This is a genomic window from Aquaticitalea lipolytica (genome assembly GCF_014641635.1).
In the GTDB taxonomy this organism is placed as follows: Bacteria; Bacteroidota; Bacteroidia; order Flavobacteriales; family Flavobacteriaceae; genus Aquaticitalea; species Aquaticitalea lipolytica.
In genome coordinates this window covers 60860-75677 of sequence record NZ_BMIC01000001.1, presented here as the reverse complement: position 1 = coordinate 75677, position 14818 = coordinate 60860, and the positions used below count along the sequence as shown (strand labels likewise).

The window sequence follows — 14818 nt, the reverse complement described above, 5'->3', positions numbered from 1 at the left end:
CAAAGTCGGAAAAACCGACGATTTGTAGACGTAACGAGCGGTAGAGTAGACTTAGCAATCAAAATCAAGGATTGGAGTATAATTATTAAAAAGAGAGGAGTAGTATTAAACAACTAATGCGAGAGGTACGCAGTAACGTCATCAAATCGACTTGACTTTTTTGGCTTGGTTTACCTTTAGAGCCGCTGAAAGGTCTTTAAAAACTAGAATTTCAATTGGGTTTAGATTGCGTTCAACCTGAAATAACTCATAATTAATTGATTGTTAATAAATTAAAAAAATAGTTATACCTAACTCACGTCTTTTAATTAAAGAAAGTGAACTAAATTAAGATTGTTAAGTTCCATTTATTACACAAATATTTCTTAAAAAACTAATACATTTTTTTAATTTGTTTTAAATGAAAACTTTAAAATTGTAAAACTTTAAACCCATACTTAATGGCATTGTTTTTAAATACTGAAGGTTTCAATTATTGGATACCAAAATTAATTAAAGAAGCTGAAAAAGAACTTATAATTATTGTTCCTTATATACAAACTTCTAAAAATGTTTTAAACGCGTTATGGAAGGCAAACAAAAGAGGTGTTCAAATAGTTTTAGTTTACAGAGAAGATAAGTTATCAAATGACGAAAAGTCTAAGCTATTAGCTTTAGATAATATTAATTTGCTTCATCATCCTAATATACATTGCAAATCTTATTACAATGGTAATTTACTTATTATTGGTTCAATGAACTTGTATGAGTACTCTCAAAAAAACAATAGAGAAATGGGAATATTATTAAATAAATATGAGCATGAAGAAATTGAGTTTGATGGTTTCGGATTATCTAATGATGATGAAAGTGTTTTTACTGATGCTATAAATGAGATAAGAGAGATAATTAATGGGGCTCATTTAGAAAAAGTTAGTGAAACAAGTAAAGCAAATAATTTCAATATTGACGTAATAAAATCTAACGAAGAATTAGAGATTGATTTTTGTAACGAAGTAAACACGTATTATTTAAATAAAAAGTTTAAGCCAATAGAAATTAAAGAAAACTTATGGTATTCTATATGCGAAAATTTTTATGATAAAGTTGATGTTGTTTTTGAGGATAATCGTGTTTCTATTAGATTTAATATGAATCAAAGTGAACTCAAAAATGTTTATGATAAGTGGATGGATACTTATAATGAATTTGAGTTTGATTGGTTTAAATATTATTGGAATTATTATAAACAAGATTTATTGATTTATAGAAATGGAAAATTTGATTGGGATAATATAAATTCTGACGAAATGATACATAATAATTATAAAGAGATGTTAGAGGCTGTTATAAAAAAATACAGAAAACTAAGTGGTAAATAAATTCACAAATAGTTTAGGCTATAAGCACCAAAGTGTAATTCCTGTTGGACTGTATCCTTCAAGGCAATGGCTTTGGTGTATTTTATTATAAACCGTCACTTCGAGTGATTTGCGAATAATGAGCAAATTGTATCGAGAAGCTTTTATCTTTTTTACTTGTTCTCGATACACTTCGCCTAAAGTCGAAGCACTCGAACTGACGTAAAAATCAGTATGTATTATTACTTCACTTAAAGTAGAAGCACTCGAACTGACGACCAATTACTATCCTTCGAGAATTCTCCCAAAAAGCCCTGTTTTTTAAGCCTAATGTCGAAGCATCCTCGAACATTACCCATATAAAACCCCTAAAACACTGCCAAAACAGGTCATAAACGGTCATAACCAGTCATTAAAGGTCAATATAGGTCATTAGGTGTCATAACGTGTCATAATAAGTCATAAACGGTCACAAACAATCATAACAGGTCATGACGTGTCAAGTGTTTGTATATTAAACACATAGCGTTTACATTGGCAGCATATTAACCCCAAAAACCATATATTATGGCTACTTTTGAAAAAGGCATTTTAGGCGGTTTCTCTGGTAAAGTCGGCAATGTTGTTGGCGCTAGATGGAGAGGCAAAAATGTCATGCGTAGTTTACCACAGCGTGGTAGCTATGTACCAACCGAAAACCAACTTCTACAACGTGAGCGTTTTAAAGAAGTGGTTACTTTTTTAAGTCCTATAAAGGACATACTAAACCGATTTTTTGGTAAGCAACAAGGCGATAAGTCGGCTTACAATTTAGCAACATCTTATCATCTTAAGGAAGCGCTTATTGAAGTTGTTGATGGCTTTGAAATGGATTACCCAAAGGTGCTTATTAGTCGAGGCGATTTAAGAGGTTTAGAAAACCCTGCAGTGACTACTGCTGCCAATCAGGTTGTAAATTTTACTTGGGCAGATAACAGTGGGCAAGGTAATGCTAACCCATTAGATCAGTTTGTGGTGGTGTTTTATGCACCAGACCTTAACGTGTTTCAGGCTTATGAGTATATTTCGGCTCGTGAGGATGTAAGTGCACAAGTAACATTGCCTGCTTTTTTAGCTGGTTTAGACGTGCAAGTATGGGCTACGTTTGTTACTCAAACGGGCAATACTGCCGCTATTAGCAACTACCTTGGTGTGCTAACGGTTACTTAATATTTACATCACTAAGTAACTTTATAAATTGCTGGTTATATCACGTTCGGTCTGGAGGGTGTGTAACTGGCAATTTTGCTTTTTTAAAGTTTAAAGGGAGAATTATATGGTGTGTAAACACTATTTGGTAGTAGAAGAACCATTAAGATTGTTTACAGCATTTGACAACAAAAAGGTATTAATAAAACTTTTAGGATACATAATGGTGCGTCCTAATCGGTAAGCAGGTAACTTATTACTAACGCGTAATCGGTAAACACTGCTTCTGCTCATGTTTAGATGCTTCATCACATCTTCAGTAGTTAGCCAAACTTCATCTTTTGCCATTGCAGCATCAATGCGTAAAGTATTGGATTCATTAATAGGTGTAAGCGTGTTGGGGACTTTTACTTTAGAGGGTTTCATATATAAAGTATTTCAGTTAATAGTTCAAAAATAAAAGTTTAGCTTTTTTAATTGCAAAGTGTTTTTAAAAATTACAAACATGTATTGTTAATAACTTATTGATTATAAGCATTTAAGGTAGTCTTACTGCTATATTAACCTTAACTTTTATGGTTTCAAAAATGGTATAATTAGCAATACAACCATTATGATATTATAATACATCTTCATCATAAAAAATATTATATACTAACAATACTTTCACTATATTTAAATATTGGTAATTACAGCTTTAAAAAGCCGAGTAACAACACAAAAAACGTATAACTTAAAACATAAAAATCATGGCAAAATCGCAAGATGCTAAAAAAAATGTAAAAAAAGAGCCAGCAAAAACGGCTAAAGAAAAGAAAGCAGATAAAATAGCTAAAAAGGCAGCACGTAAATAATAGCAAGTAAATTTTATCATTTTGTCTAAAGGCTACAACCAATGTTGTGGCCTTTTTTTGTAGGTAACATAGCGCAGATTAGTACTAAAGATAAAAATCTTACAAACGTTCGTCGAAAACATTAAAATAAACGTTGTAATACAAAATATTTATATTTTATTTGATTAACTATTGCTGTAAAAGGCAATGTCCCCCTAACAACAAACTTTAAAAACACCTACTTATGAAACAAAAGTACACGATTAAGACCATTTTTGTAATGGCATGCATGGCTACAGCCATAAACACACAAGCACAGGGCACCGAAGTGTTTGAAACCGAAGCTACAGGAACCTCTACCTTTTCTGAAGGTGGTAAAACCTTCACAGTGACTAATGGTCCTGGAGAAACCTACGATATTTACGATCTTGCAGGTGCAGGTTGGAATGGTACAGCACCAGATAACAAGTTTTTAGACAATAGTTCTGGTATTGGCGCTAATAATGATGGTTCGTCTTTTACTATTAACTCATCAGATGCCTCTACCTTTGCAGTAAGACAACTTTATCTGTTTTGCTCTACAACTGCTTTAGCAAACCATTCGGGCACGCTAACAATTGAAGGTAAGGTAGGACCAGCAACGGTATTTACCATTACCAAAAGCGCAGGATTCTCTAATGTAGCTACGTTATCACCTAACAATGGCTTTACACTAATTGACTTTGCAACAGAAGGCGCAGCCAATTATTCAGATACAGCAATTAACCAATTGGTTATATCTAGTACTGGCAATTTAGATTATATGGCATTAGATGCTTTTCAATGGGCAGCACCAACCTTATCAGTAGGTACAGTTAATGCAAACAATGGTCCAGTAAAATTGTATCCAAACCCTGCTACTACTTATGTTAAAATTAAAAACTTAAGAGGAACTACCAGCTATACCATATTTGATGTATTAGGAAAAGTGGTTCAAAAAGGAACACTACAACAAGATGAAGCCATATCTATAAATAAACTTAACGTTGGTTTGTATATGGTAAAGTTAGACAGTGGTCAAAGCTTTAAATTGATAAAAAATTAAGCGCTACAAATAAAATGTGCTAGGAAAGTCGTTGCTCTATTGGAGTGACGGTTTTTTTGTACACAAAATATACGCACAAGTAGGTATTTTTAAACAACTCATTTATATATACATTTATTCGGTAACAAAAAACAAATTAAAACCCCTATAGCTATGTTTAAAAAAACGACCAAACAATGGGTGCTTATCCTGCTTACAGTTTGCCTTGGTAGCTTCACCGACATTATGGCACAAAGCTTGAGCTTTGCCGAAACCAAACAAATGCTTACCGACTATAGATGGTCGTTAAGACGATTAGAACAAGACGGACAGATGTATAACGTACCTGAAGATATGCGAGGACTAGTACGTGTTTTTTTAACCAATGGTATGACCTATAGCTTTGTGCCTTCCGATAACGAAACTGAAGCCGAGCAGCACAAGTATAGCATTACTAAAACACACATGACCTTTTACATTTACGATGATCAAATGACCTTTGCCTACCGTATAGAAGATTTTATTGGCTATAAGTTATATATGGATGTCGATAATAATGGCGATATAGTCACTTTTGTATTTGATAGAGCAGCAAAAAATGTGGTGAAACCAGTGTCACAGACCGTGACTATTGGGTCGCAGGTATGGAGTGCTAAAAACTTAAGTACGACTACTTTTAGAAATGGTGACCCCATAACGCAGGCTACAACTTTATATGAATGGAGAGCGTTAGACGAGCAAGGCATCCCAGCCTACTGCGATATTAATTTTGATGCCAGCAATCGAGCTACTTTTGATGTGCTCTATAATTACTATGCCGTCATCGACCCAAGAGGGTTGGCACCTGTAGGCTGGCACATACCTTCGGTGAAAGAAGCACAAACCCTTATAGATGCTGTAGGTGGCCAGTATTATGCCGCAGGTCATTTGAAAGCAAAAGACAATTGGTCAGACAACTCAATGACCAATAACAGCACAGGCTTTAGTGCTGTAGGGTCGGGTCGTATTACAAATATGGGGTATTTTGGAAACTTTAAAACCGCCTGTCAGATATGGATTAAAGAGCCAAATGCCAATTATAAAGATAAATATGCACCAACCATTTTTATAGATATACAGAGAAACAATAACAAGGTAGAAATTATATACACACCAGAGTATTATGGTTCTGGCAAATCAGTACGATTGGTTAAAGATTAAGCATCACACGATTACTGTTTATAAAACCAGTATGCATTTAGAAAAGGAAAAATACATTTTAGAGTCGTAACAAATACATAATTTAGTATGTTAGTATCGATTAATGAACCACAGATAATAACCTATAAACAGTAAACAAGATGGCTAAATCGCAAGACGCTAAGAAAAATGTAAAAAAAGAGCCAGCAAAAACGGCTAAAGAAAAGAAAGCAGATAAAATAGCAAAAAAGGCAGCACGCAAATAGCTAATAAAGCACAAAGTAATAAAACCACTCCATTTAGAGTGGTTTTTTGCTTTAAAGCTATTACCTTTAGAACAATAACAAAAAATGATGACAATTAAATGGATATAAAATTAGCAGTACTTATTGATGGCGACAACATACCTTCTGCCTATGTAAAAGAAATGATGGAGGAAATTGCTAAATATGGCAATCCAACTATAAAACGTATTTATGGCGATTGGACCAAGCCTCATCTGTCTAAATGGAAAAACATGTTGCTAGAAAATGCCATTACACCCATACAACAATATGGCTATACAACAGGTAAAAACGCCACCGATTCAGCCATGATTATCGATGCAATGGATATCTTATATTCTGAAAAAGTAGATGGCTTTTGTTTAGTGTCTAGTGATAGCGACTTTACACGTTTGGCAACACGACTGCGTGAAGCTGGTATGAAAGTGTATGGTATTGGCGAAAAGAAAACACCAAGTCCGTTTATTGTGGCTTGCGATAAGTTTATTTATATAGAGATTCTTAAAAACTTAGTCGAAGAAAGTACTTCAGAATCTACAGATAAAAAGGCGTCTTCTAAAAACAACTACGATAAAATAACTGAAAAAGACATTAAATTGATTGCCACTACCATTGATGATGTTGCCGATGATGATGGTTGGGCCTTTTTGGGTGATGTTGGTAGTTTATTACAAAAGAAACAACCCAATTTCGATTCCAGAAACTATGGCTTTCAAAAGCTAACGCCTTTAATAAACTCTATACCAGACTTTGAAATAGAACGACGAGAGGACACTAAAGGACGTATGAAGTTGATCTATGTAAAAACGAAAGAGAAAAAATCAAAAGGCAGAAAACGATAATAACACGTCAGTTCGAGTGCTTCGTCATTAAGCGAAGTGAGTTTGAATAATAATATTTACGTCAGTTCGAGTGCTTCGACATTAGGAGAAGTGTATCGAGAACAAGTTAAAGAGAAAATAGCTTCTCGATACAATGCTTCATTCTTCAGCATCACTCGAAGTGACGAGGAGTTGAGTTTTTACTTCTCGAAAGAGTGGTTTGTTCCTCGCTTTACTCGAAGTGACAAAAGATGAGTAACAAGAATAGTAATAATACGTCAGTTCGAGTGCTTCGACTTTAGGAGAAGTGTATCGAGAATAGGTTGAAAAGAAAAAACACATCAAAACAATTAAAAATAAAGTATATGAAAACAGTTAACGCTTACGCTGCACCTAGTGCAGGAGCAGAATTAGAAAAATTTCAATACGAATTACCAGAATTAAAAAATGATCAGGTAGATATAAAAGTACACTATTGCGGTCTTTGCCATTCAGATATGAGTATGATAAATAACGATTGGGGGCAAAGCAGTTATCCACTAGTACCAGGACACGAAATAGTAGGTGAAGTGATAGCTTTAGGAAGCGAAGTAAAAGGGCTTAAAAAAGGCGATAAAGTAGGTATGGGATGGTTTTCTGGTTCCTGTATGCATTGCAACCAATGTATGGACGGTAAACAACATTTGTGTGGCAGTTCAGAAAGCACTATTATAGGTCGTCATGGTGGTTTTGCCGATACAGTAAGAGGGCATTGGTCTTGGGTAACACTATTACCAAAAGGAATTGATATGGCTAAAGCTGGGCCTTTATTTTGTGGTGGTATCACAGTTTTTAATCCAATAGTACTGTCTGGAGTTCAGCCAACAGATAAAGTGGGTGTTATTGGTTTAGGCGGATTAGGACATATGGCTTTAAAGTTTTTAAAAGCTTGGGGTTGTGAGGTTACAGCATTTACATCGAGCCCAAATAAAAAGGAAGCTTTATTAAAAATGGGAGCTCATCATGTAGTCGATTCTACAAACCCTAAAGATTTAGAAAGCATCGCAGGAAGCTTAAATTTTATATTGAATACTACAAATGTTAAGTTAGACTGGGATTCTTATTTAAGTACATTAGCACCTCAAGGAAAGCTACATACAGTAGGCGCAGTGTTGCAACCAATGGAAATTCCTGCGTTTAGTTTAATAGGAGGAGAGAAAAGTGTTGGAGGAAGCCCATTAGGAAGTGTGGCCTTAACACGTAAAATGTTAGAGTTTTGTGTGCGACATAATATATACCCAACTGTTGAAGAATTTAAAATGGAAGATGTTAATAAAGCCATTCAGCATTTAGAGGAAGGAAAAGCACGTTTTAGAGTAGTGCTAAAAGCTTAAATTATACTAATGATAATTAAAAGCCACTTAAAAGAGTGGCTTTTTTTGTTTATGTTCTAGATACTTTTAATCGTAAAAAGATAAGTAACGAGATAAAACCAAATATTGAAAAACCTATAAATAAAGGTAACACAGATGTTTTTACAAAACTTCCAATATAATTAGCAATAGGCACAGCCATTACTGTAGATACAAACCCATTAATTGCTGCCCCAATACCTGCAATATGACCAAGAGGTTGCATAGCTAACGATCTTAAATTACCAAATAAAAAGCCTATTGAAAAAAACTGAACAGCAAAAAAGGCTATTAATATTTCAATACTTGGATTTTTTCCTGACCAATACAAAGCCACATATAAAAGCGATACTACAACGTATGCAATAGTAGAAATGAACGCTATTCGCCACATACCAAAACGGACTACAAATCGGCTATTTAAAAACGTTGCCAATCCTACAGCTATGGCTAAACTCGCAAATATATAAGGGAACTTATCTCCTAGATTATATTGTTGTTCAAATATTTGTTGCGATGTACTTAAATACACCATAAACGAACCTGTAATAAAACCAGAAACTAGAGTATAGGCAACAGCATCTTTATACTTTAAAAACTCTTTAGTTCCTGTTATAAAAATACGAGGCGTAAATTGTATGCGTTTTTCAGTATCTAATGTTTCTGGTTGTCGCAACCAAAACCAAATCATCACACCAACACCAAAAATAAGGTTGACATAGAAAATAGATTTCCAATCGTAAAAATTGAGTAAAAACTGACCTAATGTTGGTGCAATTACTGGAACTAAAATAAATACCATAACAACAATAGATAATATTTTAGCCATATAATCACCACTAAAAGAATCTCTTACCATAGCAATACTAATGGTTCTTGGAGCAGATAATCCTATACCTTGAAGTATGCGTCCAAATATCATAAGTTCAAAGTTTTTGGTACTCACACAGATAATACTGGCTATTATAAACAATCCAAATCCAAAATAGACCATAGGCTTACGTCCAAAGCTATCTGATAAAGGTCCGAAAAGGAGCTGTCCGAAACCTAAGCCCAAAAAAATCATAGTAATTAATAACTGATTTTTATTGGTGTCAATCACACCCAACGAGTCGCCAATTTGTGGTAATGCTGGTAATAATGCATCTATAGATAAAGCAACTATAGACATTAACGCAGCCATTAGAGCAACGAATTCGAGTTTATACGACTGAGGATTTTTCATGCGGCAAAAGTAAGCTAATTATTTTCTATTTTTATAGTATTAAAATATTGAATTATGCTTACGCAAACGTTAAATAAATTGTTTAAAAGAGATTTAAACAAACTCAAAGAAGAGATAAAATTATATTCAAACGAAAGTAATTTGTGGATTGTAGATAAAGATGTTTTAAACTCTGGTGGAAACTTATGTTTGCATTTAGTTGGAAACCTAAATCACTTTATTGGAGCTGAAATTGGAAAAACAAACTATATAAGACAAAGAGATTTAGAATTCTCTTTAAAAAATGTACCTAGAACAGAATTAATTCAACAAATTGACGATGTTATCTTAGTTATTGATCAGGTATTACATACTCTTACAGAAGAGGATTTGCAAAAGGAATATTCTCGTCGTGTGTTTGAAGACACCATGACTGTCGAATACTTTTTGGTGCATTTATCTATGCATTTAGGGTACCACTTAGGACAAATTAACTATCATAGACGTTTATTAGATAGCTAAAAAGCTTTTAGTTCACATTGTAATTTTACAGCTTAGTAACATTAGTTTAAGTATTTGGTAACTAAAAAATCAAATAAAAGCAGTGAATTTGCAAAAAAAAACTATGGAACTATTTTTAATCAGTTTTGGAGCATTATTCTCAATTATGAATCCGCTAGGAACTGTGCCTGTTTTTGTTGGATTAACACAAGAGCATACTAAAAAAGAACGCGCTATAACTGCCTTTTGGACAGCAATAGATGTATTGGCAATTTTGTTATTATCTTTTTTTGTTGGTAAGTATATACTATCCTTTTTTGGGATTAGTCTCAATGCGCTTAAAATTGCTGGAGGACTTATTATAGCATCTTCAGGATTTGCTTTACTAACAGGTAAATTTGGAGAGCATAAAGGCATGAAACGAAAAGGTGTACAAGATGATATTCACTCACGTGATGCCATATCATTAACACCATTAGCAATTCCTATGCTTGCAGGTCCAGGAACAATATCTTTACTTATTGCCTATAATCAAGAGTATCAACAATCTACTCAAATAATAACTATTGTAAGTGCTATGATTATAGTAACTTTTACTATTTACATCATTTTAAAAAGTTCTCATTTAATAGTTAAATCGTTAGGTGCATCTGGGATAAACGCATTATCGAGAATTATAGGTTTTGTAGTAATAGCTATAGGAGTGGAATATATTATAAGCTCTGTTGTTAACATATTGTCTCAGATATAATTACAAACAAAGCGTTATAATTTATTTTATACTATTTATTTTATACTATTTATTTTTTTCTATTATAAATAATTTCCATCGATTTCATTTCTGTATCTCCCATAACAATAAACATTTCAAATTTATGAGAATCTTCAGAGGTGTAAGTAACGACCTCTTTAACATTTAAATCTGCTCCAGAAATTGGATCTACCATAGTGCCACTTAAATTCATGGTTTTTGTTTTACTGTCAAAGGTGCCTTCTAAAATCATAACACCTGTTCCCATAGTGTCTATCCAAGTTGAAATAAATTTTTTCTTAGCATTATCGAAAGCAACAAGACTTTGGCCATAAAAAGGCATTCCAGCAAATTCACCTGTATGATCAGAATGTTGATAACGACCATCCATAATCATTTTCATTGTCGTAGTTCCTTTCGATTTAATTGGTGGTTGACTAGGATCCATCCACATGGTAATATCGGCATCCCATTCACCATCTAAAGTTGCTAGCCATTTGTGCATTTCAGTAGGTGTCATATAAGCTTCCCAAGCTTTCATTTCTTCCTCAGTTTGTGAATAAGATGTGTGGCATATCACTAAACAAAATGCTAATAAGAATAGTTTTTTCATGATTGTTTAAATTATTAGTTAGTACTATAAAGATACAAATAATAAGAATTAAACTATTTTACATTATCTAAATCTATTTACAAAGGAATATTGCCATGTTTACGTTTAGGTTTTGTAACCTCTTTGTGTTCTAGCATTGAGAAAGCTTTAATAAGTTTTCGTCTGGTGTCTTTTGGTAGAATCACTTCATCAATAAAACCACGCTCTGCTGCACTATATGGATTTGCAAATAATTCGGCATATTCTGCTTCTTTTTCTTTCCATTTAGCGTCTTGGTCTTTGGCGGATTTAATTTCATTTTTGAATATAATTTCGGCAGCGCCTTTTGCTCCCATAACTGCGATTTCGGCACTTGGCCAAGCAAAATTCATATCAGCACCAATGTGTTTAGAGTTCATAACATCATAAGCGCCACCATAAGCCTTGCGTGTAATTACAGTCACTCTAGGTACTGTTGCCTCACTAAAAGCATATAATAATTTTGCACCATGAACAATTATACCATTCCATTCTTGGTCTGTTCCTGGTAAAAAGCCTGGTACATCTTCCAATACCAATAAAGGAATATTAAAAGCATCGCAAAAACGCACAAAACGAGCTGCTTTTTTAGAGCTGTTAACATCTAGTACACCAGCTAAAAACATTGGTTGGTTGGCAACGATACCAATACTTCGTCCACCAAGTCGAGCGAAGCCAACGAGAATGTTTTCTGCATAATCTTTATGTATTTCATAAAAAGAATCCTCATCTATAATACCACCAATAACATCATGCATATCATAAGGCTTATTGGCATTGTCTGGAATAATATCTGATAAGCTATCTCTTACTTCATCTTGTAAATCAAATGGTAGTAGAGCAGGAGTCTCAGTATTATTTTGAGGCAGATAACTTAGTAGTTTTTTAATATCCTCAAGACATTCCACATCATTAGAAGATGTTTTATGTGCTACTCCAGACTTTGTTGAATGTGTACTTGCTCCACCTAATTCTTCAGATGTTACTTCTTCATTGGTGACTGTTTTTACAACGTTAGGTCCAGTTACAAACATATAGCTAGTATCTTCAACCATAATTGTAAAATCGGTCATTGCAGGCGAATATACTGCACCTCCAGCACATGGTCCCATTATTGCAGATATTTGAGGAATAACTCCAGATGCTTGCACATTGCGATAAAAAATATCGGCATAACCACCAAGCGAGCGTACACCTTCTTGTATTCTTGCACCTCCTGAATCGTTTAAACCAATAACTGGAGCTCCAACTTTTACAGCCAAGTCCATAATTTTACAAATTTTCTCTGCATGTGTTTCAGATAAAGAACCTCCAAATACTGTAAAATCTTGCGCGAAGACATAAATTAATCGTCCGTTAACGGTTCCATAACCAGTTACAACACCATCACCATAAAACTGCTGGTCTGCCATACCGAAATCTTTAGTACGATGTGTTACTAAAGCGCCAATTTCTTCAAAAGAACCTTCGTCTAATAAATACATAACGCGTTCTCTGGCAGTAAGTTTTTTGTTTTTATGTTGTTTATCAATTCTAGCTTGTCCACCACCAAGATAGGCTTGGGCTAGTTTTTCGTTAAGATTTTTTATTTTGGATTCCATTTTACTGTACTTCTTTTATTCGTTTTTTGTTGATTTGTTTGATATAAAACAGATTACTTTTATTGCATACTATTTTAGAGGTAAACGTAAAAGTTTTTGGTCTTCAATATATTGTTTTACAGCAATTAATGCTGCTATTTTAGCTTCTTCTTCCTGCTTACTTTTTAAGGCTTCTGGTGAGTAATATGTTTTTACAAAATGCGTATCAAAATGTCCTGATTGAAACGCATCGTGCTCACAAACAAAAGTACCAAATGGTAATGTGGTTTGAATACCTTCAACTTGATAGTCTTGTATGGCTTTTAACATTAATTGTATAGCTTCATCACGAGTTTTTCCATAGGTAATCAATTTTGAAAGCATTGGATCATAATAAATTGGTACATCCATTCCTTGTTCAAAACCATTATCAACTCTAATATTTTCACCTACAGGTAATTTGTAAACCTCAAGATTTCCAACACTTGGTAAGAAATCATTTAAAGGGTCTTCGGCATATACACGAAGTTCTAAAGCGTGTCCATTTATTTTTAAGTCGTCTTGCTGTATTGGTAACACTTCACCTCGAGCCACACGAATTTGTAATTCTACTAAATCGGTTCCTGTAATCAATTCGGTTACAGGATGCTCAACTTGTAAGCGAGTATTCATTTCTAGAAAATAGAAATTATGAGCATCATCTAATAAAAACTCAACCGTTCCAGCACCTAAATAATCACAAGATTTGGCAACTTTAATAGCAGCTTCACCCATTTTTGAACGAAGTTCTGGAGTTAATACACTTGAAGGAGCTTCTTCAACCACTTTTTGATGACGACGTTGAATACTACATTCGCGTTCAAAAAGATGAACAACATTACCATGTGAGTCTGCCATTACCTGTATTTCAATATGCCTTGGTGAGGTTACATATTTCTCGATAAATACAGAGCCATCTCCAAAAGCATTAACGGCTTCACTAATTGCTCTGTCCATTTGCGATTCGAAATCGGCTTCTTTTTCAACAATACGCATACCCTTTCCACCACCACCTGCTGATGCTTTTATTAATATAGGGAACCCAATCTCTTTGGCTATTTTTTTAGCGTCACTTATATCTGTAATAGCATCTTCAGTACCAGGAACCATAGGGATATTATAAGCTTTTACAGCGTCTTTTGCTGCCAGCTTAGATCCCATAATTTTTATAGCTTTAGACTTTGGTCCTATAAACGTGATATTATTTTTTTCGCAAGCCTCTGCAAAATCTGCATTTTCAGATAAAAACCCATATCCAGGATGTATAGCATCTACATTTAAGCTTTTTGCAACATCTATAATTTTGTTACCTAATAAGTATGATTTATTAGAAGGCGCTTCACCAATTAAAACAGCTTCATCAGCATATTTAACGTGTGGTGCATTTCGGTCGGCAGTTGAATATACAGCAACCGTTTTTATACCCATTTTTTTAGCAGTTCGCATCACGCGAATAGCGATCTCTCCTCTGTTTGCTACTAGTAATTTCTTCATTTTATTCAAATACTATTAATAGTTGATTTTTCTCAACTGCATTACCCTTATTTACTGAAATAGATTTAATTATACCATCTCTAGGTGAGGTTAATACGTTTTCCATTTTCATAGCCTCTAAAATTAAAAGAGCATCGTTCTCTTTAACTTCTTGACCAACTTTTACGTTTATATCTAAAATTAAGCCTGGCATTGGAGCTTTAATGTCGTTCACCTTTTTTGTGGCTCCAACTTCAAATCCCATTGCCTTAATTAATTCGTCTAAAGCATCATGTATAGCTACAGTATAGCTATTGTTATTCACTTTAACAGTATAGTTTTTATGGTTGAAATCACTATTAATAATTTCAGTATGAAAGGTTTTGTTTTGTTGTAAAACATGTGATTTTGATTTAGATACTTTTACAGTATCTAAGTTTGAAGCCTGATGGGAATCAATATCAAATTCGAATGTGTTATTGACTTTAACTTTGAATGTTTTTGACATAATTTGTTATTAAGTTGCAAAGATAATTATTT

The 14818-nt window shown here is 33.8% G+C and carries 14 protein-coding genes; 8 read left to right on the top strand and 6 right to left on the bottom strand.

What is annotated here, in order from left to right; all coding sequences use genetic code 11:
- The first annotated feature begins 440 nt into the window (after nucleotides 1–440).
- Together IEW41_RS00385 and IEW41_RS00380 are read left to right on the top strand one after the other, a co-directional pair.
- The gene (locus tag IEW41_RS00385; RefSeq protein WP_188604359.1) at nucleotides 441–1361 is read left to right on the top strand and encodes a phospholipase D family protein; all 921 of its coding nucleotides are present in this window, start codon (nucleotides 441–443) and stop codon (nucleotides 1359–1361) included.
- 546 nt (nucleotides 1362–1907) lie between these two features.
- On the top strand, nucleotides 1908–2549 hold the full coding sequence (locus IEW41_RS00380; protein ID WP_188604358.1) for a DUF6266 family protein: 642 nt from the start codon (nucleotides 1908–1910) through the stop codon (nucleotides 2547–2549).
- Nucleotides 2550–2669: 120 nt separating this feature from the next.
- Here IEW41_RS00380 and IEW41_RS00375 read toward each other — a convergent pair whose 3' ends face one another.
- Nucleotides 2670–2954 (bottom strand): helix-turn-helix domain-containing protein, encoded by a 285-nt coding sequence (locus IEW41_RS00375; protein WP_188604357.1) that lies wholly within the window; start codon nucleotides 2952–2954, stop codon nucleotides 2670–2672.
- A gap of 651 nt (nucleotides 2955–3605) precedes the next feature.
- Between IEW41_RS00375 and IEW41_RS00370 the strand changes: the two genes are divergently transcribed.
- The 4 genes from IEW41_RS00370 to ahr all read left to right on the top strand — a co-directional run bounded on the left by IEW41_RS00370 (nucleotide 3606) and on the right by ahr (nucleotide 8081).
- On the top strand, nucleotides 3606–4445 hold the full coding sequence (locus IEW41_RS00370; protein WP_188604356.1) for a T9SS type A sorting domain-containing protein: 840 nt from the start codon (nucleotides 3606–3608) through the stop codon (nucleotides 4443–4445).
- Nucleotides 4446–4598: 153 nt separating this feature from the next.
- Nucleotides 4599–5624: a fibrobacter succinogenes major paralogous domain-containing protein gene (locus IEW41_RS00365; protein WP_188604355.1), complete on the top strand. Its 1026-nt coding sequence runs from the start codon at nucleotides 4599–4601 to the stop codon at nucleotides 5622–5624.
- A gap of 343 nt (nucleotides 5625–5967) precedes the next feature.
- Complete coding sequence (locus IEW41_RS00360; protein ID WP_188604354.1) at nucleotides 5968–6729, top strand: NYN domain-containing protein; 762 nt, start codon at nucleotides 5968–5970, stop codon at nucleotides 6727–6729.
- 344 nt (nucleotides 6730–7073) lie between these two features.
- Nucleotides 7074–8081 (top strand): NADPH-dependent aldehyde reductase Ahr, encoded by a 1008-nt coding sequence (ahr, locus tag IEW41_RS00355; protein ID WP_188604353.1) that lies wholly within the window; start codon nucleotides 7074–7076, stop codon nucleotides 8079–8081.
- Nucleotides 8082–8130: 49 nt separating this feature from the next.
- On the opposite strand, the gene IEW41_RS00350 is transcribed toward ahr, so the two are convergent.
- Nucleotides 8131–9324, bottom strand: coding sequence for a multidrug effflux MFS transporter (locus IEW41_RS00350; RefSeq protein WP_229660133.1), 1194 nt, complete (start codon nucleotides 9322–9324; stop codon nucleotides 8131–8133).
- A gap of 54 nt (nucleotides 9325–9378) precedes the next feature.
- Here IEW41_RS00350 and IEW41_RS00345 point away from each other — a divergent pair, with 54 nt between their 5' ends.
- Together IEW41_RS00345 and IEW41_RS00340 are read left to right on the top strand one after the other, a co-directional pair.
- Nucleotides 9379–9825, top strand: a complete 447-nt coding sequence (locus tag IEW41_RS00345; RefSeq protein WP_188604352.1) for a DinB family protein — start codon at nucleotides 9379–9381, stop codon at nucleotides 9823–9825.
- A 103-nt stretch (nucleotides 9826–9928) separates the two neighbouring features.
- On the top strand, nucleotides 9929–10555 hold the full coding sequence (locus IEW41_RS00340) for a MarC family NAAT transporter (RefSeq protein ID WP_188604351.1): 627 nt from the start codon (nucleotides 9929–9931) through the stop codon (nucleotides 10553–10555).
- Between the two features lie 49 nt (nucleotides 10556–10604).
- Here the strand turns inward: IEW41_RS00340 and IEW41_RS00335 are convergent, their stop codons facing one another.
- The 4 genes from IEW41_RS00335 to IEW41_RS00320 all read right to left on the bottom strand — a co-directional run bounded on the left by IEW41_RS00335 (nucleotide 10605) and on the right by IEW41_RS00320 (nucleotide 14786).
- On the bottom strand, nucleotides 10605–11168 hold the full coding sequence (locus IEW41_RS00335; protein WP_188604350.1) for a DUF1579 domain-containing protein: 564 nt from the start codon (nucleotides 11166–11168) through the stop codon (nucleotides 10605–10607).
- A 77-nt stretch (nucleotides 11169–11245) separates the two neighbouring features.
- Nucleotides 11246–12787 carry an acyl-CoA carboxylase subunit beta gene (locus IEW41_RS00330; RefSeq protein ID WP_188604349.1) on the bottom strand — a complete coding sequence of 514 codons (1542 nt, stop codon included), beginning with the start codon at nucleotides 12785–12787 and terminating at the stop codon, nucleotides 11246–11248.
- A 69-nt stretch (nucleotides 12788–12856) separates the two neighbouring features.
- Nucleotides 12857–14299, bottom strand: a complete 1443-nt coding sequence (accC, locus tag IEW41_RS00325) for an acetyl-CoA carboxylase biotin carboxylase subunit (RefSeq protein WP_188604348.1) — start codon at nucleotides 14297–14299, stop codon at nucleotides 12857–12859.
- Between the two features lies 1 nt (nucleotide 14300).
- A complete protein-coding gene (locus IEW41_RS00320) occupies nucleotides 14301–14786 on the bottom strand; it encodes an acyl-CoA carboxylase biotin carboxyl carrier protein subunit (protein ID WP_188604347.1) in 486 nt (161 codons plus the stop codon).
- Nucleotides 14787–14818: the final 32 nt, after the last annotated feature.

Excerpts from the sequence above, each read along its gene's own strand:
- IEW41_RS00385 (WP_188604359.1), top strand. The coding sequence starts at position 441 with ATGGCATTGTTTTTAAATACTGAAGGTTTCAATTATTGGATACCAAAA.
- IEW41_RS00380 (WP_188604358.1), top strand. The coding sequence starts at position 1,908 with ATGGCTACTTTTGAAAAAGGCATTTTAGGCGGTTTCTCTGGTAAAGTC.
- IEW41_RS00375 (WP_188604357.1), bottom strand. The coding sequence starts at position 2,954 with ATGAAACCCTCTAAAGTAAAAGTCCCCAACACGCTTACACCTATTAAT.
- IEW41_RS00370 (WP_188604356.1), top strand. The coding sequence starts at position 3,606 with ATGAAACAAAAGTACACGATTAAGACCATTTTTGTAATGGCATGCATG.
- IEW41_RS00365 (WP_188604355.1), top strand. The coding sequence starts at position 4,599 with ATGTTTAAAAAAACGACCAAACAATGGGTGCTTATCCTGCTTACAGTT.
- IEW41_RS00360 (WP_188604354.1), top strand. The coding sequence starts at position 5,968 with ATGGATATAAAATTAGCAGTACTTATTGATGGCGACAACATACCTTCT.
- ahr (WP_188604353.1), top strand. The coding sequence starts at position 7,074 with ATGAAAACAGTTAACGCTTACGCTGCACCTAGTGCAGGAGCAGAATTA.
- IEW41_RS00350 (WP_229660133.1), bottom strand. The coding sequence starts at position 9,324 with ATGAAAAATCCTCAGTCGTATAAACTCGAATTCGTTGCTCTAATGGCT.
- IEW41_RS00345 (WP_188604352.1), top strand. The coding sequence starts at position 9,379 with ATGCTTACGCAAACGTTAAATAAATTGTTTAAAAGAGATTTAAACAAA.
- IEW41_RS00340 (WP_188604351.1), top strand. The coding sequence starts at position 9,929 with ATGGAACTATTTTTAATCAGTTTTGGAGCATTATTCTCAATTATGAAT.
- IEW41_RS00335 (WP_188604350.1), bottom strand. The coding sequence starts at position 11,168 with ATGAAAAAACTATTCTTATTAGCATTTTGTTTAGTGATATGCCACACA.
- IEW41_RS00330 (WP_188604349.1), bottom strand. The coding sequence starts at position 12,787 with ATGGAATCCAAAATAAAAAATCTTAACGAAAAACTAGCCCAAGCCTAT.
- accC (WP_188604348.1), bottom strand. The coding sequence starts at position 14,299 with ATGAAGAAATTACTAGTAGCAAACAGAGGAGAGATCGCTATTCGCGTG.
- IEW41_RS00320 (WP_188604347.1), bottom strand. The coding sequence starts at position 14,786 with ATGTCAAAAACATTCAAAGTTAAAGTCAATAACACATTCGAATTTGAT.